We start from the raw sequence: 23,657 nt of genomic DNA, 5'->3' as shown, positions 1-23,657 counted from the left end.
AATTATACCCATTCCAAAAATGTTCGGTACAATTTAGAGATGTTTATTATAGGATCCTTTGTCCAAAGTAAACCAAAATACAGACGACAGCGATAAAGCAGAGGAGTAACCAATTCACTAGCTTCATTCCCATCTAAACCGTACCTGCCTTGATCATTGTTAAATCCTCGCCGCTTACTTGTTTGATTAAGTTCATTACCTTAAAGGCTCCTCTGCCATTCTCATAAGGTTTCATTTTATCTTTGTAAGTAGAGCGGTTCTTGTATACCTTCATTATCGAATGAACAAAGCTTTGAGTGGTCATCTCTTCTTCAAGTAACATTTCAGCGAGTCCAGTTTGTTGAAAATACTCCGCTTGGGCAAGTTGACCAGAGCGGCTCCCACCATTCGTGTGAGGAATTAATAACATTGGCTTTTGCATAGTAAGAAGCTCCATCATAGAGTTTGAGCCTGCACGAGATACGACAACATCAGCCATAGCTAATAAATGCGGCAATTCGCAGCTTGTAACGAATTCATACGATTTGTAGCCTGACATAGAGAGGTGATAATCGACCTTTCCCTCCCCGCAAATATGAACCACTTGAAATTTATCTATCAACTCGGAGAGTACATTTTTCACCATTTGGTTAATGCTATGTGCCCCTTGGCTTCCTCCCATAATGAGAAGAACAGGCTTAACAGAGGTAAATCCGCAAAAGGCAAAACCGCGTTGTTTATCAGCTAATTTGAATTGCTCCTTCAAGATCGGACCGACATGAACGGCTTTGAGGGAAGCAGATTTGGTTACAGTATCCAGAAAATTTGTACATAGATGTGTGGCAAACGGAAGCGAGATTTTATTTGCTAGTCCAAGATTTAGGTCTGGTTCATAAATAATGATAGGCACCTTGTTCAGTTTAGCCCCAATCACAACCGGTACAGAAACAAATCCGCCTTTTGAAAAAATCACACTTGGCTTGATGGTTCGTAGGAGACGGTAGGATTGAGAGATGCCTTTTATGATTTTGAATATATCGGTCACATTCTTCCAATCGAAGTAGCGTCTCAATTTCCCTGTGGAAATGGGATGATAGGTTACCTCCTCCTTGTAGTCAGACAAAAGCTTACGCTCAATCCCGTGTTCGGAGCCTATATAATGAACGTCCCAATCCTCAGCTAGACAGTTAGGAATCAACACCAGGTTCCCTGATACATGGCCTGCGGAGCCTCCACCTGTAAATACGATCGAGGTACTCATGCTAGAAACCCCCCTTGTTGTAACATTTCTTTTATCGCAGGTTTGCTCATCAACACATGATTGGAATCATAGCTCTGGAAGTCCACAGGCGGGCAAGAGGCATAGGCTTCTTGTAAACCTTCTATAGGAAAAGGAGGGAGAATCACATAATAGTGATCATCCAGATGAATGGAAGAAGCACTCTCGAATTCCGAAATTAGGGCCTCACTTAAACTTTCTCCTGGGCGAATCCCCGTTTCATTGATTTGGATCGTGCTAGTTGATAAGTTATCAATTAAGACTTGGGCAAGATCCTTAATGTTACAGGCAGGCATCTTGGTCACAAAGACTTCTCCGCCTCTGCTTTCTTCTGTCGCTTTAAGGAGTAAGGTGATCGCATCATCTATAGTTAGGAAAAAACGAGTCATTCTAGCGTCTGTAAGGGAAATGTCTTTTCCATTTGAAATACTTTGTTTGAAAATAGGCACCACGCTACCCGTTGAACCGAGTACGTTGCCACTTCTCACACATACAAACTGAGTTTTGGTTTGTCTGAGATTGGCATGAACCATTAGCTTTTCACCGAGTGATTTTGTCATTCCGTAGGTGCTCGATGGTTGCGCTGCTTTATCAGTTGAGACATAGACTACTTTTTTTACGCCATGTTTAATAGCGGCTTGAATCACATGCTGAGTTCCGAGTACGTTAGTCTTCATCGCACTGTCCGGTTGTTGTTCACAGATCGGGACATGCTTCAAGGCCGCTAAATGATAGATATAATCTACCTGATGGCAAGCTTGCATCAGTTCTTGCTTATCACGTATATCACCGATGATGAACGTTAGCTTTGGATTATGATGATATTCCTGTTGTAGTTCTACTTGAAGTGACTCATTGCGGGAAAATATTCTAATTTCTTTAGGGTCTCTTTCCAATAACCGTTTCACGAGTTGTCGTCCCCAAGATCCGGTTCCACCGGTAATTAATATGGTTGTATTTTGCACGGTTTGTTCCTCCTATGATCTTAGCTACACAATAATCATAGTGTTCATATGTTACGTGAATATGGCAAAGCGAAAGCTCTCAAAATCAAAAAAAGGTTAAAGAACCCTTATAACAGATCCCTTAACCCTTCATTTAACTTCTAATAACCATCGGTTTGTTTACCGGATTGCTCCGCAATTTCCGCGCCGTCTCGATTCTCTGAAGTACCTAGATGCTTGTGGTCGGCTTTGGCTTGAGCAAGACCTTCAGCCACTCGGCGACCGTAGTCTGGATCAGCTTTTGTAAAATGTTCAATCATATTGGTTTGAATCACAGGCGCACATATTTTTAGGGCATCGACCAGGTTATGAATCAATTCATCCCGTTCCCAATCCTCGAACTTGCGATAGGTATCACCAGCTTGCCCGAAGTCATTTGTCCGACTAATTTTGTCGCGAACTAGTCGATCATTATACATCGGTTGATGTTCTTTGCCAGAAGGAGCTGCCTCCTTTAACCCGCCAAGCGAGGAAGGTTCGTAATTCACATGTGGGTTTTGCTCAGGCGCCTTATCCACATGATAAGTCATTTGCCCATCCCGCTGATTCGTCGCTACCCTTGTCTTTGGAGCATTGATCGGTAATTGAATGTAGTTGGCTCCCACCCGGTGCCGCTGAGTATCCGAATAGGAGAACGTCCGGCCTTGCAGCAGCTTGTCATCCGAGAAATCCAGACCGTCTACTAGAACTCCAGTCCCGAAAGCGACCTGTTCGACCTCGGCAAAATAATTGTCTGGGTTTCGATCCAGAACCATCTTCCCTACAGGTAAAAATGGAAAACGTTCATGATCCCAAAGCTTAGTAGGATCGAGTGGATCAAAATCGAGCTCAGGATGCTCATCGTCACTCAGGATTTGCACACAAAGCTCCCATTCAGGGTAATCCTTGCGCGCAATAGCCTCATATAGATCCTGCGTAGCATGGCTGACGTTTTTGGCTTGTATATCCTCAGCGGCTTGCTGAGTTAGATTCTTAATGCCATGTTTCAGCGGCTCCCAATGGTATTTGATTAAGACAGCTTCGCCGTTTTCATTCACCCATTTATAGGTATTAACTCCAGACCCCTGCATCTGCCGATAGTTGGCTGGAATCCCCCAAGGAGAGAACAGGAATGTAATCATATGAGTAGCTTCAGGAGAGTTCGATACGAAATCAAACATCCGCTCTGGGTTTTGCAGATTGGTCACGGGATCTGGCTTGAAAGCATGAACCATGTCAGGAAATTTCAGCGGATCACGGATAAAGAAAATCTTCAGATTGTTGCCGACCAAGTCCCAGTTGCCATCCTCTGTATAGAACTTTGTGGCGAAGCCACGTGGATCACGAAAGGTCTCCGGAGAGTACACGCCATGAACCACTGTTGAAAACCTTACGAATACAGGTGTTTTTTTGCCTGCTTCTTGAAAAAGCTTAGCACGCGTATACTTCGAGACGGGTTCATCGCCTACTTTTCCATAAGCTTCAAAATACCCGTGGGCTCCTGCACCCCTAGCATGCACAACACGTTCCGGAATACGCTCTCGATCAAAATGAGATATTTTCTCGATAAAGTGGTAGTTTTCGAGCGTCGAGGGCCCGCGATTTCCTACCGTTCGTATATTTTGATTATCTGTAATGGGATGTCCCTGTCGATCCGTTAAAATCATATCTTCTTTTTCCTTATCCATATGACAAAACTCCACCTCTCTTCAGATATGAATAGTATTTTCTACCATAATTCTGAAAAGTATGCGAAATCCACTGACAAGAGATGTTATGAAAGTTACAATTTTTATTGGCATTTGAAATAATGACTGTTATATTTGAAAATACTATGTGTTATAAGCTTAGCAACTTGGTATCGACAGAATGGAGAGGCGGAATTACATGCAACAATTTTTAGATAGTATGATTAGCGTAACAAATGATTTTTTGTGGTCGAAAATATTGGTGATCCTTCTTATTGCTTGTGGACTTTATTTCACCGTAAGATCGAAATTTGTACAGTTTGGTATGTTCAAAGAAATGTTTCGGGTTCTTAAAGGATCCAATGAAAGGTCAAAAGATAGTATTTCATCCTTCCAGGCCTTCTGCATTAGTATGGCGGCGAGGGTAGGGACAGGTAATATAACGGGAATCGCAATTGCTATTGCCATAGGTGGTCCAGGGGCTATTTTCTGGATGTGGGTGATTGCCATTATTGGATCAGCGTCCGGTTTTATAGAAAGCACTTTGGCACAGGTATATAAAGTGAAGGATAAGACCGGATTTCGCGGTGGGCCTGCCTATTATATGGAGAAAGGCCTGAACAAGCGCTGGATGGGTGCGATATTCGCGGTTCTGATTACATTATCCTTCGGGCTTGTATTTAACGCGGTCCAATCGAATACGGTCACAGTGGCCTTTGAGAATTCATTTGGCACCAATCGGGCCATTCTTGGGCTTGTAATGGCTGCTGCCTTTGCGCTGGTTATCTTTGGCGGTGTTAAGCGTATCGCAAGAATGTCCGAATATATTGTAGTGGTAATGGCAGGAATCTACATTGGGGCTGCTCTTATTATTATGCTGATTAATATTACAGAGCTCCCAGGAGTTTTCGCACTCATTGTGAAAAGTGCCTTCGGATTTGAACAAGTCGCTGGTGGCTCTCTTGGTGCAGTAATTTTGCAGGGCGTGAAGCGTGGTTTGTTCTCTAACGAAGCGGGTATGGGTAGTGCACCTAATGCTGCGGCAACGGCAACCACGAGTCATCCGGTGAAGCAAGGGCTAATGCAAGCGCTAGGCGTACTCACAGATACGTTACTTATTTGTTCGAGTACGGCGTTCATTATCTTGTTATCTGATGCCTATAAGCAGCCAGGGCTGGACGGAATCAAGCTGACACAAGCTGCATTAAGCGAGCATATTGGTTCGTGGGCATCCGGATCACTAGCGATTATGATTTTTTTGTTTGCTTTCAGCACGTTAATTGGAAATTATTATTACGGTGAAACTAATATAGAATTTTTGAATTCCAACAAAAAGGTATTACTATTCTATAGATACAGTGTTTTGGCAATGATTATTTTTGGTTCCGTAGCAAAGGTTCAATTGGTATGGGATTTGGCCGACTTATTTATGGGCTTCATGGTTATCGTGAATTTGATTGCCATCCTGCTATTATCTAAAGTGGCCTTTGCCGCCTTGAAGGATTATAAAAAGCAGAAACGTGAAGGGAAGGATCCTGTTTTCTATAAAGACAGCATTCCGGGGCTCGAGAACGTTGAAGGTTGGGACAATTCTTCAGATATAAAAAGATAGAAATGTATTTGAAGGGCTCAGGAGACTGAGCTCTTTTTGCTGTCAAATTAGAAAAACGAGCCTTTAGAATCGCTTCTAAGGCTCGTTTTGCGTACAGTATTTTAAATTAGTCCTGCTTAATTTAGTTTATCCTGCAGCCCAAACATCTAATTCGATTTTCAATTCAGGTAAACCTAATCCTTTAACATAAGCAATGGTCATTGAAGGAGGCGTCATCCCGAATACTTTATTCCAAATTCCATAGAAATGATCCCAATCGATTTCTTCTGTGGCCCAAATGTTGATTTTGATTACGTTATCGGGAGTCAACTTTTGAGAAGAGAGGACTTCCACAATATTACTCATCGTATTTGTTACTTGTTGATTAAAATCTGTAGGGATATCACTGTTTTGATCGATTCCAATTTGACCAGAAAATACATACATTTCAGCGTTTCTGCTAATTTTTGTTACATGACTGTAGTTACCAACGGGTTTCGCAATATTTTCTGGATTATATCTTGTGATCACATGATTATTTAAGTTCATTTTTATGAAGTCTCCTTTAAATAGAAGATACATAACGATAGCTAGGTTATATATCTCCACTGTTTTTTAGTTTTAATTTTTGACAGACTTATCCTATCAATCATTAATTCTAGAAAAAAACAGCAGTAGAATACCCAATACCAAAAGATAAATATTTTAGGGATCTCTTTTTCATCAGGTATTCCTCCTTCATATTTAAAGCAAGATAACTTCATCAGAATGATAACATTAATCCATGTGCGACGGCAACTTTGCCTCCTCCGGCACAACATGACTAGGGTCTTTTTTTGCTGCGTTTTATGAAAACTTCAATGTTTTTTTGAAAAAAAGCAAAAAACACTTACATTAACGGATATTATGTTGTTATAATTACAAACAGACCGGTTGGTATGTTAGGAGGATACGTAATTATGGATACAAAATCACTAATGATTGAGAAGGCGACACTCCTTTTTCAACAAAAAGGTTACAAGAGTGTAGGCGTTAGTGAAATTTTAAAAGCTTGTGATGTTACCAAAGGAGCGCTCTATCATCATTTTCCAAATGGAAAAGAAGAACTATTAATTGCTTGTCTAAAGAGCCTAAAGGAAGCAATCACAATAGATATGGAGGACATTTTCAAAAAGCATTCTTCTACGCAAGAGGCCACGCAATTCATGCTTAATAAGTTAATTCACAACTTGGAAACCGAGGGCAAGCTTACAGGCTATACATTTAGCAGTATTGTCAGTGAAATGGCTACGGTCAGTGAGCCTGTCCGCCAAGCATGTAACTCACTTTATGAGAACATTCAGGCTATTTACTACACGAAGCTTGCAACTGAAGGCTTCTCGAATGAACTAGCTTCTGATATTGCTTTATTGATGACAACCTCGATTGAGGGTGCGATCATGCTGTGTCAAACGCAGCGATCTACCGCACCTTTAAAGACTATTGCGAAACTATTACCGACAATTTTGAAAGGAAGAACATCATGAATCTAGAAACAAGATTACCGAGAAACGGCAAAGAGGGCGCATTATACGGTGCAATTATTTGCACGCTAACCGTTCTGTTTATGTCTTCATTAAATATCATTTTAGCGGTTGGAGAATTTAATGGGGAAGTTGCCTTATCGATCCTTAAGGTGTTTCCGATCATTTGGGTCATTGTTATGATTTTAGAGCCTGTTGTTATTGGGCGTATCGCAGAAAAGCTGACAGCTAAATTCACACAACCTAGCGATAGCTTCAACGCCAAAATTCTGTTTCGCATTCTTTTCACCGTACTAGGAATGTCATTTGTGATGACCTTTATTGGAGACATCATCGGAAACGGATTGAGTTCTGAAACGTTCAATCACTTCTTAGCGAATTGGCCAAGAAATTTCCTAATCGTACTGATCGCTGAAAGTATAGTGATCCAACCTTTTGCACGATTTGTGATGGTAAAGCTACATGCTTCTCAGGATAAAAAGAATTCCAGCGCCGCTGGTATAACTGTAAATGGATTACCGGAACAAAACTCATAACATAACTATGCTCTCAGGCGAAGCGTTTTGTTTGAGAGCTTTTCTATTACCGTATATAATGATATTTTAGTTGAATCATTGAAACCCTCCTATATAACAAAGAAAACTTAACAATGAAAGGTAATATTGAACATGATGATCTATAGTCGTCTTGCCATAATGATGCCCCCATTTCCCTAGCTAGGCTCATATTCTTGTTGCTGTTCGAGGATATAAGCTTGTAGGAGGGCGAATTTAATATGAAAAAATATGCAGCACCATCTTTACTGCTAATGATTGTTCTTGTGGCTTTTCCGCAAATTAGTGAGACGATCTACACTCCATCGTTGCCGGATATTGCGGTAGCACTTGGGGTCTCTAATAGTTCTGTACAGTTAACATTAAGCATATATTTTATCGGATTTGCTTTAGGTGTTTTGTGTTGGGGTTGGCTCTCTGATTTCATCGGACGGAGACCTGCCATGCTAGGTGGCCTCATTGTATATGGTATTGGAAGCTTGATGTGTTTTTACTCGGAATCCATTACTCTACTTCTGGTCAGCCGTTTCATTCAAGCATTTGGAGCAGCAACTGGCTCTATCATTACGCAAACCATTCTTCGGGAGAGTGTATCCGGGAATAAGCGGCATGCCATGTTTGCCCAAATCTCGGCGGTGATCGCTTTTACTCCAGCAGTAGGGCCGCTTATTGGCGGATGGGTGGATCAAGCTTTTGGTTTTCGAGCGGTTTTCTTTACATTAGTGATGATGAGTGTGTTGTTATTTGTGTATGCTTTTTGGAAGCTGCCAGAAACGACTGATGTTTCCGCGAGAAAAAAGGTGGCTATTCTACCTATCGTTAAAAGAATGCTCTCATTGCCACGTGTACTAGTGTTTGGGTTACTGATCGGGGGCATCAATGGAGTTTTATTTAGCTACTATGCGGAAGCACCCTTTATATTTATTGAACACTTTAACATTTCACCGGGAGTATATGGTTTTCTAGGCATTGTTGTGGCTTTGGCATCGATAGTGGGAGCAATGATGTCCAAGAGATTATTGAGTCTCTATGCCGCAGAAAAAATAATTCACATCGGCTGTTTAGTGATGACCAGTGGGGCTTTGCTATTAACAATCGTAAGCAGCCTTGCCTCGTTGCCGAATATGATGTTGATGGTATGCATTCTAATAACCCTTTTTGTCATGTTAATGGGGGCCGGTATCGCTTTACCTAATTGTCTAAGTCTTGCGCTTGTCAATTTTCAGGATGTTGTGGGAACAGCAGGTGCGATCTTCAGTTTGGGATATTACTTATTAGTTAGTTTGGCGACATGGGGAATGAGCGCCCTGCATAATGGTTCATTACTGACGATGCCCATCTATTTCTTAGGGATTAGCGGCGGAATGTGGTTATTAAGTAAAAAGTTTATTGTAGCGGAATAGAATGTACTTCTTAGTTATTTGATTAGAAGGAGATATGGAACGGGGTATCCATAAATGAATGGCAGTCTGGAACTTTTTGAGTTCCGGACTGCTTTTTATTTGTTAGTCCACTTCCGGTACAATGACTTGGATATGACGAGGGAGAACACTTAGCGTAATTGGTAAAATCGGACCTTCTTCACCATCCACATTGGTTTTTACGGCTTCTGGAGAGCTCACAGTCACATTTTGGGCCGTGAAATAGACAACGTCTTTATGATCCTTAAGGCTGCCAAGTAGTAAAGAAATACTGGCTGTAATGGTATTGAGTATACTGAGGTCTTGAATAATAAAACAGTGAAGCAGACCATCGTCAACCTCAGCATCAGGTATCAGATTCTCGAATCCGCCAACGGAGTTGGTTAACACGGCGAGAAAAAGCGGGGAATCGCCTTGCCATGTCTTCTCGTCATAATGAATGACAAGAGGGTGGGGGGAGGTGCTTGTAAGTTGTTTTAGGCCTTCTTTCAAATATGCCAAAGAGCCGAGCTTAGTTTTCTCTTCGATTGAAACGGAGGATAAAGATCCGGCGATTGAACCTACTGCAACAACGTTGCCAAATAAGCGGTCATTCAAGCAACCAACATCCACTGTCTTTACGTTAGAAGAAGCAAGGGTTTGAATGGCTATTTCGGGATTCAGCGGAATCTGTAACGCGCGGGCAAAATCATTAACCGTTCCTAAAGGGACTACACCTAACTTTGGGTGTTGTTTCTGATTCATAAGACCATTAATAGTCTCGTGAAGCGTGCCATCCCCGCCAATGGAGACGACTAGATCGTAACACTCCTCACAGGCAGTGATACAATAACGAGTTGCATCTAGTTCTTTTGCCGTCTCCTTAATCGTAACCAAGTAGCCTTGATCAGCTAGAACTCTTTCTGCATATCTGACATATTCGCCAGCTTCTTCTTTACCAGATGAGGGGTTAATAATAATCATAGCTTGCCGCATAGGGATTATCCTCTCTTGTTCAATCTAATAGCCTATTAGATGATTACCCCAAAGTGGTATAGCAGAAATCATAACAACCTAAAAAAAGGTGAGCAAGAACGACCTAAGTCGTCTTACTCACCTCTTTTATGTTTGTTAATAGACCTTGTCACCATTAAAAATGGAATTCTTAACGATAACATAGTCGACTTTACGAATAGCTTCTAATTTATTGCCTCCAGCATAAGAAATCGAGGACTGAAGATCTTGCTCCATCTCTCTCAACGTTTCTGCTAAAGCACCTTTGTGCTCGACAACAATTTTTTTGCCCTCAACATTCTTCTTTTCACCTTTTTGGTATTCAGAAGCGGAGCCAAAGTACTCTTTATACAGCTTTCCATCAATCTCGATGGTATCACCAGGAGATTCTTCATGCCCAGCAAATAGGGAACCGATCATGACCATGGAAGCACCAAATCTAATGGATTTGGCGATATCGCCGTGTGTCCGAATGCCCCCGTCAGCGATAATAGGCTTACTTGCAGCCTTGGCACACAAGCGTAGTGCGGCTAATTGCCAGCCACCTGTTCCGAATCCTGTCTTAATCTTCGTGATACATACTTTCCCTGGTCCAATTCCCACTTTAGTAGCGTCGGCCCCAGCGTTCTCTAATTCTCTAACGCCTTCAGGAGTTCCCACGTTTCCAGCAATAACGAAACTAGCAGGTAGATATTGTTTAATATGTTTGATCATTCGAATGACAGCCTCGGAATGACCATGTGCAATATCGATCGTAATGAATTCCGGAATCAACTGTTCGTTAGCTAATTGTTCAACGAAATCGTATTCTTCTTCTTTGACTCCGACACTAATGGATGCGATTAATCCGCGGGTGTGCATGTCCTTGATGAAAGACGTACGCTTCTCCGGCTCAAAACGATGCATAATGTAGAAGTAGCCACTTTGGGCTAAGAAGCTGGCGATCTTCTCATCTATGATGGTTTGCATATTTGCAGGTACCACAGGTAATTTAAAAGTATGACCACCTAAGGTGACTGTTGTATCACACTCAGAACGGCTATTTACGATACATTTTGCAGGAATTAACTGAATATCTTCATAATCGAATACTTTTTTCATTATATACACCTCTAAATGCGAACATTATAGTATTTTGGTTTGATTATTGTTCGTCCACTTTGTAATGTACAGCATTCCGAACAAGAAGTCAAAATTCTAGTACATTATGGTGTAAATTGGACTTAATTATACGACGATTTGGTGTACGGGTAATGATTCATATAGTGAACTGAATGTAGGGACAAGAATATGTATAGATATTAACAAAAGGCCATCCCTATAGGGATGGCCTTTCTTCTATTACATCTGAAAAAGCTTGTAAGCAATATATGCTGCAACGACCCAAATGATAATCGCAGAGATCTTATTAATGATCAGCATGATTTTGCCGCTTGAATCTATTTGTCCTACGGTCTTTCCTGCTACAGCAAGCCCAAAGAACCAAATCCAAGAAACAAGGATAGTCGAAACGGCGAATGTAACTTTGTCTATGCCAGTGTAACTAAGGGAGCTGGTGCCGATAACCCCAATTGTATCCAGGATCGCGTGTGGATTTAATAAAGAAACGGACATCGCAAATAAGATCTGTTTTTTTGAAGATAGAGGTGCTGCGTCTTGGGATGAAGAGGTAGGTGTGCTTCTCCAGATGGACCATCCCATATACAAAAGGAATACAAGTCCCACAGCAAATAAAGCGGTCTGCAGAACAGGGATGGCAAACACAAGAACGGAAACACCTAACACGGCTAATAAAATAAGAAGGGTGTCACATAAAGCGGCCGTAATAATAACTGGGATGGCTTTTTTAAACTGTGGCTGTGAGGCACCTTGGTTAAATACAAAAACATTTTGTGCGCCAAGTGGAAGAATTAATCCAAAGGCTAAGGCGATCCCGTGAAGTAGTGCGGCTAACATAGTTGTGTCCTCCGGTGATGAGTAATGCGTTATAAAATTTGCTTTTGAATATGGTGCTCCATATGTTCTAGATAGTCTTGAATCAACCATTCAGGACGTATGGCTGCTCCTCATATTGAATTTTGATGAATCGTTCAAGATTATTGATCGCGGAGTCACATAGATGTCCTAATATTTCTTTTCGTGACCATTTATGCGGCTGGGGGCGCTCTGTCACTTCTGTTTCTGACATAAGTCTGATTTCTTGAGGTGATTTAATGAGCCATTTGTTTAATTGATCCATTACATTTTGTATCTGGATATTCTCGCCCATTGGTTATCGACCCCTTCATCTATAATTTCTGGCTAAATAATATGTACTATCATACAATTTATGCCTTTATAAAAAAAGATGATTAATATAATCTTGTTGTCCCTTAAAAAAGGTAGTAAAGTAACATGATACATACTATTTATGGAAAGAAAGGTTGATATTTTTTGAAAAAAGGAATATTTACAGGTCTTCTTGCGCTCTTGCTGATTACCGCCAGTACGCTATCTTTTAATGTTGTAGAGGCCGCTGGAACAGTAACGAAATTACCTAGCCCCCAATGGAGTCAGCTGAATGTTGTGGGAGCATTAGAAAGCATAGAAGGGGGTCCCGTGGAGGTTCCATCATTAAATACAGTGTATCTCCACACTAAGGAAGAGCATGCTACCCAAACTAAGGTATGGTTGGTTGATACGCTGAAATCTTATGATACACAGACAGGGAAGCTAAAGTGGTCAGTTAATTTTGCAGACCCGGGCACAGCGATGTTTCGTGAATCGAAAGATTATTTAGTGGCGCCAGATGGAACGGTATACATAACCTTTACAGATAATCTTTCACCTGACGCAACTCAGATCTATGCGGTGGGACCAGACGGAAAACGGAAATGGAAAGTGAATTTGTCTCAGACAGAGGGATACTTATATAGACTTGATAACGGGAGTTTAGTCTTTGCATCCCAAGGTAATTTTGATAACAATGGGAATTATAACGGATCACTAACTTTAATTAATAAAAGTGGTACCAAAGTAAAAAATATTTCTTATAAAGGAACGGTGTTGGCGCAAGGAAATCGTGTCTTAATTCAAACGAATTACGGTGGTGGGAAAGGCTCACGTATCCAGGCACTCGATTCTTCCTTAAATTCAGTGTTTACATATCAAATGCCGACCGATTCGTACACTGAAGTGTATTACAATCAGGTGCTTTCCGATGGAACAGTACTAATCCGTACTAATATACCAAAGACAGGGAATCGGTTATTCGGATTCAACTCTAAAGGTAATCTACTGTGGGGAAGAGATATCGCAGGTGATGCTGTCGTATCCTCACTTGGTGAAGTTTATGGGGTTTATGCCAATGGCAAGCTGTCTCTATATAATGTCAAAGGATTGGTTAAGTCGGTAGCGCTTAAAGATGAGACAGAATTTTTTGTATCGTTGGGCCGATTACAGGATGGTAATATTGAGCTTGGCTTCCCGGGTTCCACCACATATGTTTTAAATCCTAAAACGCTCGCAGTAGATTATACTTTTAAGCTGAAGGATGATTTTAATTTAAACTATGTAGGCAATGGCGTGGGGTATGTAATGACAGACAATGGATTTTCACGAATTAAGTTTTAATTCCAGAAATCGATTAGGATTGATCAAGGGATGCTGCCCCTAAAGGGATGGTATCTTTTTTTCTATTCTGTAATTACATCCCTAGCATAAATGTCATCCCATCTCATGACCTTTTGTAACTAGTAAGGCCTCAGGGGGTTACACTATAATAAGGGTCTAGTCAGCAGAATTTATAGGGGGCAATGTCTTGTTTAATCTGGTCAAACAGTGGTTCTGGTACGATTGGCTCGTCCTCCTGTTTCGGATTTGTTTTTCTACTTCTTTTATAGTTACGATGTGTTACCTCTCGGAGGACTTTACGATTCCTTTCTGGATCGTGTTTGTTTGGGGTGTGATCTCTTTTTCAGTGCCTTGGTTTTGTTTGCAGCTGCATTATAAGTATTATCTGATGGCGGAGATCCTTCTTTCAGGTGGTCTATGCTTATATTTGGCTGCTCTGTTTCCTGATTCGTATGTAACTTTTCTGCCAATTGCTTTTATGATTGCCAGCAATAGTGCACAGAAGTCCTATCGTTGGTCAGCTCCGATCACGGTGATCTTGATTCCAATAATGTTATCTAAATTGTCACAACAAATGGATGCTATATCGATGATTGTGAACTTTGGCTTGGTGTATACGATTGGCTTCGCTTTTCACTTGCTGGTGGTGAATCATAAGCAGAACGGGATTATTAAGAACCAGAATGCTGTCCTGGAGCAGTATATCTCACAAGTCGAGCGTATGACCCTTCTGGAGGAAAGAGATCGATTATCCAAAGATTTGCATGACACTGTAGGGCATTCTTATACTTCAATTCTTATGGGGCTGGAGACTTTACGTACGGAGGTGAATACCTCTGAAGGAGAGCAAAAGATAGATTCCTTATTAAAGCTAACTCGCAATGGCTTGGATGATGTGCGTAAATATTTGCACCATGTGGGCTCTTCGCAGGATTCATTGACGCTTATGCAGTCCCTGCAGAAATTAGTGGATGATTTCCAGACCTTTTCGAAGGTTCAGGTTCGTCTAAGAACGTTCGGAGAGGCTTATACAATATCCAAGCAGGCTAAAATGACCTTATATAGATGTTTGCAAGAGTCGATAACCAACGCTGTTCGTCATGGTCAAGCCAGTGAAATTGTCATCACCCTGCATTACGAGGAGAAGTTAATTCGACTGGAAGTGCAGGATAATGGATTAGGCACTGAAGATTTAAAAGCAGGATTTGGTGTGAACGCGATGAAGGAACGTGCTTCCAACCTGCAAGGCCAAGTGTATCTCTACTCTAAGCCAGGGGAAGGAACCTTAGTGACCTGTAGTTTACCAAGGCTTGAAGAGATACAGGAGGAAATGATTCGCTTATTGCTGGTCGATGATCAACCTTATATCCGGGATAGTCTGCGAATTATTTTAGAGCAGCAGCCCGATTTTGAGATCATTGGGTTAGCTGAGAATGGTGAACAAGCAGTAGGCTTCTGTGAGCAGGAACAGCCTCATGTGGTGCTGATGGACTTAAATATGCCTGACATGGACGGTGCGGAAGCAACGAAGCTTATTAAGCAAAAGTGGCCAGGGGTACGAGTGCTGATCCTGACTACTTTTCAAGAAACGGATTTGGCAGTCGAAGCACTGCAAAACGGGGCAGATGGCTACTTGTTAAAGTCTACTGAACCGCAGGAGCTATTCGAAGGGATACGTCTCGTACATCGGGGTGTGAAGATGATAACACCAGCTATTACGAATGTATTAATTGATCATTATGAGATGCATCCAACTTCTGAAGCGCAGACTGAGCAGAGTAATGAGTATGGGCTGACCCCGCGCGAGCTGGAAATTCTAGAATGCCTGTCAAAGGGCATGCGTTATAAATCCATTGCAGCTAAATTGTATTTGTCTGATGGAACGGTGAGAAATTACGCTTCTACCATCTATGCTAAGCTGGGTGTACGGAATCGCGAAGAGGCTCTTGAGAAAGCCTTTGGCACATTGGAATAACTAAAACCGAATGATCTGAAATTGTAGAGCGAGCACCTTGTTGTCTATTTTCCCTTGTGGGAGTAGGCGAAAGGTGCTTTTTTGTATGAAATAACTGTCATATGACATTATGGCACTGGTCGATTTTACATCAGGAGCTCTAACATAGGATTTACAAAGATGAACAAATTTTTAGTGCAGAGAGGAAGAGGAGAATATGAGTCAAATGATCCGGAAGCATGTGAGGAATTTCTGTTTCTTATTAATTACTTTTGCCACAGGGCTATTTTACTTTTGCTTTTATTTGGTAGGCATCACTTTTGGGGTCGCGATGTCCTTCACCATAGTAGGGATTCCGATCCTTTATTATGTTTTGCGTTCTACCGAAACCTTTTTACAACATGAGCGAATTCGAACGAAAGTCTATACGGATATCTCCGTTCGGACGCTTCCAACTCGATCTCAAGAACAAGGAAACATATGGGAAAAGGTTAAGGCGGAGCTGTCCGATGAGCATAACTGGAGAGCAATTATAGGGTTAATGCTGCAATTTGGAATTGGAATGCTCAGTCTCATATGTGCAACTCTTTTCTATTTGTCCCCTATTATTCTCTTGTTGTCCCCTATCTTGTATTTCATCGATATCTCTTCTATATCGTTATTCGGGATTGAAAATAAAACACTCAACACCTCACTTCTGTTCATGCTGTTAGGCGCGGTATCTCTTTGGATAGGTGCTTATCTTGGCAACGGTTTAGTAAAGATGATCGGCAGGTATACGCGGCGTTTAGTGAAAGATTTTGCTAGAAGATAAACTTTTACACGAAAGAAGGAAGATTAATGGTAGCCTCAGTTTCATTTATAAAAGTATTCTCGCAATCTCTTTGGATGATGTGGGAGAACCTATTTGCTATTGTCACCAAATTCCGCAGCCAGTCCGTGTGGAGATACGGGATATGTAAATTGGTCGTGTTAAAGTATCACGGTGAAAGTATAGTCTGCCAAGATGGACATCAGATTCTTCCCGGAGATTGGGTGGGTGAACTTCATCTGGATAATCGTCAGGTAGTGCAGCTTACGCGTACCCTGGGCGCTGATCGGGCCGGAATTCGAACTGCACGTATGCTTCGCGAGGCCATGAAGGAGATTAGTCGTGAACTAGATAGCAATCCAGAACTAAGCAAAGTGCAGGCGCTAACGGGGATTACGCTACTTCACCGGGGGATCATTCATGGAATAGGGTTTGAGCAGCATCCTATCAAGTCCAAATGGCAGCGGCGATGGTTCGGAATCTATCTTCGGTTCTTACTTCGGATGCTGCATCCGGAGGGGAAACATCGCGTTGAGGACAGCACGGAGAAGTTGTCTCCTAAGATGCTCGTGCTTAGTAAGCAGTCTTTGAAAGCGCGGTTTGCTCCTCGAAGGAAAGAGGCGGTTTCCTAATGTGGACGCTCCTTATTTTAGCTATAGATGCGATTATTCTTTATATGATTGTTCCGTTTGTGATTACTCGAATATTGGGATGGGGAGTTGTATCCAGAGGAAATGCCGCGAAGGAAGTTGCCTTTACTTTCGATGACGGGCCAGATCCATGCTATACCCCTGAATTATTGGACTTGCTGCATGAACATGACGTTAAAGCAACTTTTTTCGTATTAGGCAAAAGGGCTGAGCAATTCCCGGATTTAATCCAGCGAATGCACCGTGAAGGACATCAGATCGGCATTCATAATTATACACATACGCCTAACTGGATTTACTCTCCATGGACGAATAGAAGGAAGCAAGTAGATCGAACAGCTGATATTGTCGAGCGGATTACAGGAGAGCGGCCTATCTTGTATCGACCACCATGGGGGCTCCTTAATTTAGGCGATCTTGTCTTTCTTAGACGTTCTTATCGGGTAGTGTTGTGGTCTGTAATGGTGGGAGACTGGAAGGCGTCTGTTAGCGCAGCCCAAATAAAGCATGACTTATTGAAAAAGATAAAACCCGGTTCTATCATCGTTCTGCACGACAATGGTGATACACCGGGGGCAGATCGAGAAGCACCGCTGAACATGATCACCGGACTGGAAGAGGTCTTAAAGGAGATTCCTAGAAGGGGGCTGAAGAGCCATCGAGTGGATGAGCTACTGAACAAGGAAGCTAATCGCATTGGAGAAGCTAGATCCAGCGTCAAACATCACGGTCAGATTAATCTGTAGCTATGGATGACATGATGTCACTAGATTGGAAGGGAATTCAGACATTGAAGAAGAAAACCGTTCGAACCATCGTTATGACCGTTTCTGTAGTATACATGGTGTTGATTTTTGCAGGTCTATGTATGTACACATTTTCTAAGTTTAATGAAATTCTCAGTCATGAAGTTGAACAAAAGCTTAACTATAAGGTGGAGCTTACTTCTACTAAACTGAATAGTCGATTGTCGAATGATTTTCAGAAGAGCTTGGCTGAAATGAGTGAGGAGGATGCAGGTTATTATTTTGTCATAGATAAAGCTGGTCGATATGTAGCAAGCCAGAACCCTAAGCACGATATAGGTAAAGCTATATTTGATGAACCGGACATACAGTTGCAGAAGGTTGGTCAGGTCATAGCACAATCTACGGGAACTAGTGGTACGGAGGACTCGAAGAATGTTTATGCTTTTACAAGGATCGGCGATACAGATTACAAGCTAGTGCTAGTGATGTCTGTAGAACAGATCTTGGAGCCAATGATGAACAACCAATATTTAATTATTGGCGGTTTTGTTATCGCTTTGATTATTTTTATTGTCTTACTCTTCATTATCTTAACCCGACTTATTGTACGACCGCTGCGAAGAATTAATGAGCATGTAATGGAGCTTGTTGAACACGGAGGCGATCTGACTAAGAAGCTGGACATGAAGCGTAATGATGAGATTGGGATGTTGGCGTATTCAATGAATCAGTTTCTGGATAACATTCGGGCCATCGTCGGGAATGTTACTTCACAGGCCAATCATCTGAATGAAAATGCAGAAATACTTCAAGTTTCAGCAGAGCAGACAAATGAGACATCCAAGCAAATTACCACGATTATTACGGATATGGCTGTGAGGTCGACGGAGCAAGCAGATCATGTGCGGCAAGTACTCACGATGATGGAACGGACAGGGGAAATCTCTGAGGAAATTATGCAGGAAACGGTAAAGACAGTTAGCGATTCCAATCATTTAATAAAAGCGGTGCAAACTGGCCAGCGTGCAAACCGGGCATCTGTAGATCACTTGGAAACTATGGTTAGTTCCATTGAGCGCTCAACAGAAACCATTGCACAGTTGAACAGCCGATCCAGCCAAATCGGTGAGATCATTAACGTGATTTCCGAATTGGCTAGTCAGACGAATCTACTCGCGCTAAATGCAGCCATTGAAGCGGCCCGCGCTGGAGAGCAAGGGAAAGGTTTTGCAGTAGTTGCAGGAGAGATCCGTAAGCTTGCTGAAGGTTCCGAAAGAGCAGCCGAGCAGATTGCCGAGCTTGTTGGCGCAATTCAAGCGGATACGAATGCAGCGGTCAAAACGATGGAATCGAGTCAACAAGTGGTCAATCAACAGAATGATTTAGTATTACAAGGGCAACAATCTCTGGAGGAAATCTTTCAGAAGGTTGATCTAACAACCCAAAGCACGCTGCGCATTCAAGGCATATTTGGTGAGCTGTCTACAATGTCACATCAATCATTAAAGGCTCTAGTGCAATCTTCGCAGCTCATTGATCAGTCGGCATCGTCCTCACAGGAAGTAGCGGCTTCCACGGAGGAGCAACTTGCGACTATCGATGAGATGACGACCAAACTTAGAGAACTCAGCGAGTTATCTGTATTTTTAAAGTTAGAAGTTGGGATATTTACGATATAGTCTTATGCTAAAAACCTTTCAAACATTTTTTATATAGGAAGGCTATGGTACCATTTAGGATAAAGTGGTTTGCACCTATATTAAATCGTTGAGAAAAGGATGGGGTAGCATGTTGAATGCTTCTTACTGGTTAACCAATATAAGATTAGAGCAGGGTTATGTTATTGAGGATGGACAAGTGGTTGGTACAGATACGAAGGTTTGTCATATCCGAATTGACGGGGATAAGATTTCGGAAGTGGTTGGAGCGGACGTAGAGCTTCAGAGTCATCTACCTAAATATGACTGCAAAGGGTTATTGATGCTTCCTTCCTTTGAGGAGGCGCATATCCATTTAGATAAAACATATTTCGCTGGACCATGGAAAGCGGTAAAGCCTGCTGCCGGTGTCTTTGAACGCATTGAGGAAGAGAAGGTATTATTGCCTAAGCTGCTGCCTATGGCGAGACAACAAGCGGAGAGCATCTTGACGCTTATACAGCGTTTCGGTGCCACACATGTGCGTAGTCATTGTAATATTGAGCCTGTCAGCGGTCTGAAGCGTTTAGAGGCAACCCTGCAAGCATTGGATACCTTCTCCGGCAAAATTTCATCTGAAATTGTAGCCTTTCCGCAGCATGGTCTGCTTCGCTCTAATTCTGTTGAATTAGTAAAGCAATCCCTAGCAGAGGGGGCAACCTATGTAGGTGGTGTCGATCCATACTCAGTGGATGGAGATATCGAGAAGTCACTCCAGACCATGGTCGAGCTAGCGGTAATGAATAATGCTGGCATTGATCTTCACTTACATGATGGAAAAGAAGCAGGAAAGCAGACGCTGTCGCGTTTGGCTGATCTCACAGAAGAAGCTGGCTTACAGGGCAAGGTGACCGTTAGTCACGCATTCTGGTTCGCAGGTGCATCGCAGCAGGAAGCAGAAGAAATGGCTGCACGGATGGCATCACTTGGTATGGGGATTGCATCCACAGTACCTATCGGAAGAATGATGATGCCACTACCGATGCTGCACAGCCAAGGTGTACAAGTGAAACTGGCAACAGACAGCCTTACGGATCACTGGTCTCCTTTTGGAAATGGAGATCAATTGGAGAAGGCGGGACGGTACGCAGAGTTATATGGGTGTAGTGATGAACGGTCATTATCGCAATCCCTTAGATTCATAACAGGAGGGATAACGCCTCTTAATCTAAAAGGTGAACAGGTATGGCCAAAAGTAGGAGACACGGCAAGCTTTGTGCTGCTGCATGCCAGCTGCTCGGCCGAAGCAGTAGCAAGAAGAGCGGACCGTCAAGCGGTATGGTTCGAAGGGCGTCTCGTGAGTGGATCATTATAGGGACATGAGAGGTGGATGACATGCTCATCTCTAACCATTTACAACAGTATAAATCAGCGATGCTCTCTCTTCCGAAGGGGACCGTGCTATCGAAAGATGATCTGCAGGTGGATAAGCTTCTAATGAAGCGAAGCGGGAAGCTTGAAATGTACTATGCACCGCACAATGAATACATTAATCCATCTGCAAAGGTGATTATTATCGGACTAACGCCCGGGTTTACACAAATGAGAATAGCCATACAAGAAGCAGTTATTGGGTTGAAAGCCGGGCTTTCAGATGAAGAGGTATGCAGAAAAGCAAAAGAAGCGGCGAGGTTCGCAGGCTCCATGAGAAGTACGTTAATTCACATGCTAGATACACTTGGGCTTCATCAGTACTTGAACCTTACCTCTTGTGACCAATTGTTTCAGAAGCAGCAAACGAACCTGCATACCACCTCTGTATTGCGTTTTCCTGTGTTCGTAGAGAAGAAAAATTATAATGGGGCACATCCTAAGCTACGTTCAGATCCGTTCCTTAGAGAATGTACGCTATTGTCGTTAGAGCAGGAGCTGGGCATCCTGAGCCAAGCTTTAATTATTCCTCTAGGAAAAACGGTGGAGGGAATGCTCCAGCTTTTGGTATCTGAGGGTAAGCTCGATGATCACCGCTGTTTATGGGGATTTCCTCATCCTTCTGGAGCGAACGGACATAGATTTAAGCAGTTTGCCAGCCAGCAAGAGGACATGACAAAGACGCTCCAAGATCATTTATGGAACGTCTGAGTGATTGATCTTATCGCAACATTTTTCCTGGACCTCACGTTAAGAATGATAGAGTAGCACAATTTCATTCATCTCAGGAGGTATAATTCACTATGAAAACATTCAAAGTAATCGGAGCGGTCCTCGCTGGCACGCTCATAGCATCGAACGTCATCTCTGCTGCTCCAATCCAGCCAGCTCCAGTCAAACCAGCGACTAATTCCTCAGTACCGCAGGATTCTTATGGTGGTCTAAAATATGTGCTAGTCATTGATGGTAACGGCTACTCCCCAGTCGATGTTCCGCTATACGTAGGTTCAAGCAAGGAAGTTATGATCCCAATCCGTACAGCAGCTGAAGCGCTTGGATACAAGCTAAGATGGACTCAAAGCCTTCAATCGCTAGGTCTTGAGAAAGATAGCCAGTCGATGTCCTTTCAAATTGCAAAAGATGCTTACCGTAATGGTACAACAATTCTTTCGCTGGGTGCTGTACCGGAGCTAAAGAATGGAAAAACCTACGTTCCATTATCATTCTTCGAAAAAGTATTGAAGCTTGAAGTAGTCGCAGGCCCAACTGGAACCATATCGATTAATTCCAAGGAACAAGGCAATGGAGAGACCGCTTCAGACACGATCAAACAAGGATCAATCACTAGTATCTATAAGGGCGAAAAAAATGTTGAAATCGGCCTCAACGGCTATGGTCATGGCGTTCGCCTAGGCATTTCTGATGAAACGGAAATCGTATCTGCTGATAATAAGAAGCTAACCTTTGCTGATCTGCAGCTAGGCATGTCCATCGAGGTCGAGCACAGTATGGTCATGGCTATGAGCATGCCTCCATTGGCGGGCGCGATCAAGATTGTTGTGAAAGAACAAGCTCCCGATCAGCAGACCTTGGGAACAGTTGGCGTGATCGAAGAGGTTACTCCTTCAGATAATGGTACGACCCGCGTTGTAATCAAAGGCGATAAGCTCAGTGATTCTTCCTTCGAGACGATTGTTCTAAATACTTCAGATACTACGACTATTCTCGGCACGAAAGACAATCAGAAGATTGCCATAAGTGAGCTGAAAAAAGGTGACAAAGTGTATGCGTTCTACGGTCCGATGTTGACCAAGAGCTTGCCACCTATCGGCCAAGCGACCAAAATCGTTGTAGAAAACTAATTTACATGAAATCGAAGAAATAACGGATGACATGGAAAAAGACCGGCGAGGTGTAGGTCAAGCTATCCACACGGCTTAAATAGCTTTCTTTTAAAGCTACGAATTTATCGCCATCACCGATGAGCAAATCTCGCTTCAGCACGGAAACCGTTAAGCTACCCAAGAAGCCGCTCAAACTGATTAGCATGCCTGACAGGAAACCGAAGATCGGGTTGAGCGGCGTCAGGTAGGGATAGATCAAATAGGAGACCCCGGTTGTTACGACAAACGCACAGGCAAAACCTTCCCAGGTCAAATACGGGTTGGCGGTTGGGACCACTTTGCGCTTTCCCATATAAAGGGATGCGAGATAGTGGACCACATCATTCAGCTGTGTCAGCACTACTAGGAATAATACAAGCCCCGCTCCATACTCCGGTGTAGCAAATTGAAAATATGCTAAGTGACTAAGTCCGAAGACCATCAGCATTAATCCCCACTGGGTTGAACTAACACTACGCAGGAAGCCAACTGTCCCTTTATTAATGAGCCTAGGTAGCGGTAGGAGTAAGAATACATAGACTGGAATAAACACAATAAACATCCCGTACCATTCGATATAAATCCAGTAGAACTGTAGAGGAATGGATAAGTACGCCCACAGAAATAGTCTGCGGTCGGATTTTCGTGACTTTATCATGGAGAAATATTCTTTGAGTGCGAAGAAGGTCAGCACCATGAGTGCCAATAGTGAGACGACTGGATTAAAGAGAGTAGCCAAACAAAAGATAAAAAGCATTCCCCACCAGGTTTTGATGCGGAAGCCGATCCCTGTATAGTCTTTACTGGGCTGTAATTTGCCTATAACTACATACATCAAGTGAATGGCCGATAAGGCCGCAAAAATCAGGATTACCGTTAATAGAGAGCGGTCGATAGCTAATCACCAACTTGTCGTAGA

22 protein-coding genes are annotated in these 23,657 nt (G+C 42.6%); 13 read left to right on the top strand and 9 right to left on the bottom strand.

The window, feature by feature from the left end; translation table 11 throughout:
- Positions 1-133: 133 nt before the first annotated feature.
- From NSS87_RS30260 to NSS87_RS30250, 3 genes are all read right to left on the bottom strand, one after another.
- Positions 134-1,240, bottom strand: a complete 1,107-nt coding sequence (locus NSS87_RS30260; protein ID WP_339244058.1) for an undecaprenyldiphospho-muramoylpentapeptide beta-N-acetylglucosaminyltransferase — start codon at positions 1,238-1,240, stop codon at positions 134-136.
- Complete coding sequence (locus tag NSS87_RS30255; RefSeq protein WP_339244056.1) at positions 1,237-2,223, bottom strand: SDR family NAD(P)-dependent oxidoreductase; 987 nt, start codon at positions 2,221-2,223, stop codon at positions 1,237-1,239. Before NSS87_RS30255 ends, NSS87_RS30260 begins: the two co-directional genes overlap by 4 nt.
- A 140-nt stretch (positions 2,224-2,363) precedes the next feature.
- Entirely contained in the window at positions 2,364-3,929 is a 1,566-nt protein-coding gene (locus NSS87_RS30250; RefSeq protein WP_339244054.1) for a catalase, read from the bottom strand.
- A gap of 199 nt (positions 3,930-4,128) precedes the next feature.
- On the opposite strand from NSS87_RS30250, the gene NSS87_RS30245 reads away from it, so the two are divergent.
- Positions 4,129-5,541 carry an alanine/glycine:cation symporter family protein gene (locus NSS87_RS30245; protein ID WP_076284987.1) on the top strand — a complete coding sequence of 471 codons (1,413 nt, stop codon included), beginning with the start codon at positions 4,129-4,131 and terminating at the stop codon, positions 5,539-5,541.
- 126 nt (positions 5,542-5,667) lie between these two features.
- Here the strand turns inward: NSS87_RS30245 and NSS87_RS30240 are convergent, their stop codons facing one another.
- Entirely contained in the window at positions 5,668-6,069 is a 402-nt protein-coding gene (locus NSS87_RS30240; RefSeq protein ID WP_339244052.1) for a Rid family hydrolase, read from the bottom strand.
- A 410-nt stretch (positions 6,070-6,479) separates the two neighbouring features.
- On the opposite strand from NSS87_RS30240, the gene NSS87_RS30235 reads away from it, so the two are divergent.
- The 3 genes from NSS87_RS30235 (at position 6,480) to NSS87_RS30225 (ending at position 9,000) form a co-directional block, all read left to right on the top strand.
- Positions 6,480-7,046, top strand: coding sequence for a TetR/AcrR family transcriptional regulator (locus NSS87_RS30235; protein WP_042192916.1), 567 nt, complete (start codon positions 6,480-6,482; stop codon positions 7,044-7,046).
- Entirely contained in the window at positions 7,043-7,579 is a 537-nt protein-coding gene (locus NSS87_RS30230; protein ID WP_339244048.1) for a DUF2798 domain-containing protein, read from the top strand. Before NSS87_RS30235 ends, NSS87_RS30230 begins: the two co-directional genes overlap by 4 nt.
- Positions 7,580-7,818: 239 nt before the next feature.
- Positions 7,819-9,000 carry a multidrug effflux MFS transporter gene (locus NSS87_RS30225; RefSeq protein ID WP_339244046.1) on the top strand — a complete coding sequence of 394 codons (1,182 nt, stop codon included), beginning with the start codon at positions 7,819-7,821 and terminating at the stop codon, positions 8,998-9,000.
- Between the two features lie 102 nt (positions 9,001-9,102).
- Here NSS87_RS30225 and NSS87_RS30220 read toward each other — a convergent pair whose 3' ends face one another.
- The 4 genes from NSS87_RS30220 to NSS87_RS30205 form a co-directional block, all read right to left on the bottom strand.
- The gene (locus NSS87_RS30220; protein WP_339244045.1) at positions 9,103-9,993 is read right to left on the bottom strand and encodes a diacylglycerol kinase family protein; all 891 of its coding nucleotides are present in this window, start codon (positions 9,991-9,993) and stop codon (positions 9,103-9,105) included.
- Between the two features lie 135 nt (positions 9,994-10,128).
- On the bottom strand, positions 10,129-11,112 hold the full coding sequence (gene guaC / locus NSS87_RS30215; protein WP_339244043.1) for a GMP reductase: 984 nt from the start codon (positions 11,110-11,112) through the stop codon (positions 10,129-10,131).
- A 240-nt stretch (positions 11,113-11,352) separates the two neighbouring features.
- Positions 11,353-11,967, bottom strand: coding sequence for a LysE/ArgO family amino acid transporter (locus NSS87_RS30210; protein WP_339244041.1), 615 nt, complete (start codon positions 11,965-11,967; stop codon positions 11,353-11,355).
- Between the two features lie 82 nt (positions 11,968-12,049).
- Complete coding sequence (locus tag NSS87_RS30205; RefSeq protein WP_339244039.1) at positions 12,050-12,280, bottom strand: hypothetical protein; 231 nt, start codon at positions 12,278-12,280, stop codon at positions 12,050-12,052.
- A 164-nt stretch (positions 12,281-12,444) separates the two neighbouring features.
- On the opposite strand from NSS87_RS30205, the gene NSS87_RS30200 reads away from it, so the two are divergent.
- The 9 genes from NSS87_RS30200 (at position 12,445) to NSS87_RS30160 (ending at position 22,717) form a co-directional block, all read left to right on the top strand.
- Complete coding sequence (locus NSS87_RS30200) at positions 12,445-13,623, top strand: hypothetical protein (protein WP_339244037.1); 1,179 nt, start codon at positions 12,445-12,447, stop codon at positions 13,621-13,623.
- A 187-nt stretch (positions 13,624-13,810) separates the two neighbouring features.
- Positions 13,811-15,598 carry a hybrid sensor histidine kinase/response regulator transcription factor gene (locus NSS87_RS30195; RefSeq protein ID WP_339244035.1) on the top strand — a complete coding sequence of 596 codons (1,788 nt, stop codon included), beginning with the start codon at positions 13,811-13,813 and terminating at the stop codon, positions 15,596-15,598.
- Between the two features lie 196 nt (positions 15,599-15,794).
- Complete coding sequence (locus NSS87_RS30190) at positions 15,795-16,391, top strand: sensor domain-containing protein (RefSeq protein ID WP_042192900.1); 597 nt, start codon at positions 15,795-15,797, stop codon at positions 16,389-16,391.
- A 26-nt stretch (positions 16,392-16,417) separates the two neighbouring features.
- A complete protein-coding gene (locus NSS87_RS30185) occupies positions 16,418-17,020 on the top strand; it encodes a polysaccharide deacetylase (protein WP_339244034.1) in 603 nt (200 codons plus the stop codon).
- Entirely contained in the window at positions 17,020-17,784 is a 765-nt protein-coding gene (locus NSS87_RS30180) for a polysaccharide deacetylase family protein (protein WP_339244033.1), read from the top strand. The genes NSS87_RS30185 and NSS87_RS30180 overlap by 1 nt, the downstream gene beginning before the upstream one ends.
- A gap of 44 nt (positions 17,785-17,828) precedes the next feature.
- Positions 17,829-19,466 carry a methyl-accepting chemotaxis protein gene (locus tag NSS87_RS30175; RefSeq protein ID WP_339244030.1) on the top strand — a complete coding sequence of 546 codons (1,638 nt, stop codon included), beginning with the start codon at positions 17,829-17,831 and terminating at the stop codon, positions 19,464-19,466.
- A gap of 109 nt (positions 19,467-19,575) precedes the next feature.
- The gene (locus NSS87_RS30170) at positions 19,576-20,799 is read left to right on the top strand and encodes an amidohydrolase (RefSeq protein WP_339244029.1); all 1,224 of its coding nucleotides are present in this window, start codon (positions 19,576-19,578) and stop codon (positions 20,797-20,799) included.
- 20 nt (positions 20,800-20,819) lie between these two features.
- Entirely contained in the window at positions 20,820-21,566 is a 747-nt protein-coding gene (locus NSS87_RS30165; protein ID WP_339244028.1) for a uracil-DNA glycosylase family protein, read from the top strand.
- Between the two features lie 92 nt (positions 21,567-21,658).
- On the top strand, positions 21,659-22,717 hold the full coding sequence (locus NSS87_RS30160; protein ID WP_339244027.1) for a copper amine oxidase N-terminal domain-containing protein: 1,059 nt from the start codon (positions 21,659-21,661) through the stop codon (positions 22,715-22,717).
- Between the two features lies 1 nt (position 22,718).
- Here the strand turns inward: NSS87_RS30160 and NSS87_RS30155 are convergent, their stop codons facing one another.
- Positions 22,719-23,633, bottom strand: coding sequence for a phosphatidate cytidylyltransferase (locus tag NSS87_RS30155; protein WP_042192888.1), 915 nt, complete (start codon positions 23,631-23,633; stop codon positions 22,719-22,721).
- Positions 23,634-23,657: the final 24 nt, after the last annotated feature.

The sequence above is a fragment of the Paenibacillus sp. FSL F4-0243 genome (assembly GCF_037963295.1).
In the GTDB taxonomy this organism is placed as follows: domain Bacteria; phylum Bacillota; class Bacilli; order Paenibacillales; family Paenibacillaceae; genus Paenibacillus_AQ.
The sequence above is the reverse complement of the archived record's forward strand: the minus strand, read 5'-3'. Positions and strand labels throughout refer to the sequence as shown.